Annotated in this window: 1 protein-coding gene and 1 pseudogene; both read left to right on the top strand. The window is 76.8% G+C overall.

Features of this window, described 5'->3' with window-relative positions; genetic code table 11:
• Positions 1-1188 (top strand): alpha/beta hydrolase family protein (locus tag STRAU_RS37925; protein WP_037664617.1); only part of this gene is annotated, 1188 nt, incomplete at its 5' end.
• Positions 1189-1323: 135 nt separating this feature from the next.
• Positions 1324-3122 (top strand): annotated as a pseudogene (locus STRAU_RS37920) (TPM domain-containing protein); the annotation flags it as partial.

The following is a 3122-nucleotide window of genomic DNA, read 5'->3' as shown; positions in this document are numbered from 1 at the left end:
GCGGCCGGGGCCGCCGCGCCGGTGTCCGCACAGGACGCGGGCGGCGCCCCGGCGGCGGGCGGGGTGCGGGCCGCACTGCCCGCGCCCACCGGGCCGCACGCCATCGGTACGTTCTCCACCCGCCTGGTCGACCGCTCCCGGCACGACCCCTGGGTCACGTCGGTGCCGTACCGGGAACTGATGGTGAGCGTCTGGTACCCGGCGCGGGCGTCCGGCGGGCACGGCGCCGCGCCGTACATGGCGAAGGGCGCCGCCGCGCGCTGGAACGCCGGCGCGCCGCACGGCATCCCCAAGGGCGCCGTCGACTGGGCGGGCATGCGGGCGCACGCGCGCGAGAAGGCGCCCCTCGACAAGGGGGCCGCGCGCGGCGGGAAGCTGCCGGTGCTCGTGTACACCGCGGGCGCGGGCGACCCCCGTACCTGGGGCACGGCGCTCGTCGAGGAGCTGGCGAGCCGCGGCTATGTCGTCGTCACGGTCGACCACACCTACGAGTCGCCGGGCGTGCAGTTCCCCGACGGCTCGGTGAAGGACAACAAGCCGCTGCTTGACGCGCTCGCGCAGACCCCGCAGGAGAAGCTGCCGCAGCTCATGAAGAAGGTGCTCGACACCCGCGTCGCCGACGACAGGTTCGTGCTCGACCGGCTCGGCTCGCTGCCGCACGGCCTGGGCGAGGCGGTCGACCGCGAGCGCGTCGGCATGGTCGGGCATTCGGCGGGCGGGATGGCCGCCGCCGAGACGATGTACGAGGACAGGCGCGTGAAGGCGGGCGTCGATCTGGACGGCACCCTGGAGCACAACTCCGAGCCCAAGGGCACCAACCTCACGCCCGTCGCCCGGCACGGCCTGGACCAGCGGCCGTTCCTGCTGATGGGGCGGGACGGCAGCGACCACACCAGCGAGCCTTCCTGGGGCTCCTTCTGGAAGCACAGCCCCGGCTGGAAGCGGGACCTGAACCTGCGCGGCGCGAAGCACCAGACGTACACCGACCTGGCCGCGATCCTGCCGCAGGCCGAAGTGGGCCGCGACGTGATCGAGAAGAACATCGGCACGGTCGACCCGGCGCGCGCCACGGCCGCCCAGCGCGCGTACGTGGTCTCGTTCTTCGACCGCGGGCTCGGCGGCCGGGACGATCACCTCCTGGACGGTCCTTCGGACCGGTTCCACGAGGTCCGGTTCGTGCGGCCGTAGCGGTGACGGCGGCTCCTCCCCCGGTCGGGGCGGCCCGCGCCCCGGTCGCGGGCTCCCATAGGCGGCCATACGCTGCCAAATGTGACGCCGTCCTCCCGCGCCCCGTCGCACATAGCCGCGCGGGCGGCGGCCGCCGTGCTGCTCCTCTGGTGCTGGCTCCCGCTGTCGGCGCCCTCGGTGCCCACGGCGTCCGCCCTGCCCGCCGCGCCCCGCACGCGCGCCGTGCCCGCCGACGATCCGGTGCCGCTCGACCGCGACGGCCAGATCACCGACCGGACCGGCGCCCTCGGAGACCGGCGCGAAGCCGTCACCACCGCGCTCGACCGGCTCTACGACGAGCAGCGGATCCAGTTGTTCGTCGTGTACGTACGCGACTTCTCCGGCCGGTCCGCGCAGGGCTGGGCCGACGCCACGGCCGAGCGGAACGGGCTCGGGCTCGACGACGTGCTGCTCGCCGTGGCCACCCGCGACCGGCAGTACGCGTACTCCGTCGACGACGACGCGCGGCTCACCGACGCCCAGCTGCGGGAGGTGGCCGCGGACGCCGTCGAGCCCGCCCTGCGCCGAAGCGACTGGGCGGGGGCGGCGGTGGGCGCCGCGGACGGGTACGCCGCGGTGCTCGACGGGCGGGCCGTGCCGACGCCTGCCATCACTCCGGGCGAGGCCGATCCGGGGGCCGGGAGCGGGGGCGGCGGTGACGACGGGGTGGCGGGCGACCTGGTGCTCCCGGTGCTCGCGGCGGGGGTCGCGGGTGCCTTCGGCCTCGCCGCGTACCGGCGCCGCAAGCGGCGCTTCACCTCCCGTACGACACCGGGGTCGGGCGCCGGGCCCGGACTCGCGCCGCTGCCCGAACTCGACGCCCGGGCCAAGGCCCTGCTGGTGGAGACCGACGACGCCGTGCGCACCAGCACCGAGGAACTCGGCTTCGCCACCGCGCAGTTCGGTGACGAAGCCGTGCGGCCCTTCACGGACGCCCTCGCGTCCGCGCGCGACGAACTGACGGCGGCGTTCCGGCTGCGGCAGCGCCTCGACGACGCCTACCCCGAGGACGACGCGACGCGGCGCCGCATGCTGGACGAGATCGTCGCGCGCTGCACGGAGGCGGGCCGCCGCCTGGACGCCGAGGCCGCCGCCTTCGACCAGCTGCGCGCCCTCGAACGCGACGCACCGGCCGCGGTCGACCAGGCCGAGACGGCGTTCCGGCGGGTCAGCGCCCGCACCATCGACGCCGAGCGCACGCTCAAGGAGCTGCGGACCACGTACGCGCCCGGGGCGAGCGAGGCGGTCGTCGGCCATGTCGAGCAGGCCAAGGACCGGCTCGTGTTCGCCACCACCCATCTGCATCAGGCGCGCGAAGCCGTCGGCGCCGCCGACAACGGCCGGGCCGCCGTGCACCTCCGCGCGGCCGAGGGAGCCGTCGACCAGGCCGGCACGTTCCTGGCGGCCGTGGAGCGCCTGGCCGGTGAACTCGCCCAGGCGGCACAGCGGTTGCCGGGCGCCCTCGGCGAGGCGGAGGCCGACCTGGCGGAGGCGCGCGGGCTGCTGGGCGGCACCGGCGAGGGCGTGCCGACGGCCGAGCTGCGCGGGCGCGTGGCCAGGGTGGAGGCGGCGAGGTGCGGCCGGCGCTCGCCGCGGGCCCGTACGACCCGATCGACGCCCTGCGCCGGGTGGAGGAGGCGGACGCCGCGCTGGACGCGGCCCTGTCCGGCGCGCGCGAACGCGAGAACACCGAGGAGCGCGCCCGCTCCCTGCTCGACCAGGCCCTGCTCACCGCCCGCAGCGCCGTCGCGGCGGCCACGGACCACGTCACCACGCATCGCGGGGCGGTGGGCAGCGAGTCCCGCACGCGGCTCGCGGAGGCGCAGCGGCACCTGGCGCGGGCGGAGCAGCTCGCGGGAGGCGCGGCGGGCGGGCCGTCCGGGGCGGGAGCGTCG

The organism is Streptomyces aurantiacus JA 4570, from assembly GCF_000414115.1.
Taxonomy (GTDB): Bacteria; Actinomycetota; Actinomycetes; order Streptomycetales; family Streptomycetaceae; genus Streptomyces; species Streptomyces aurantiacus_A.
This window is presented reverse-complemented; position numbering and strand designations above follow the sequence as displayed.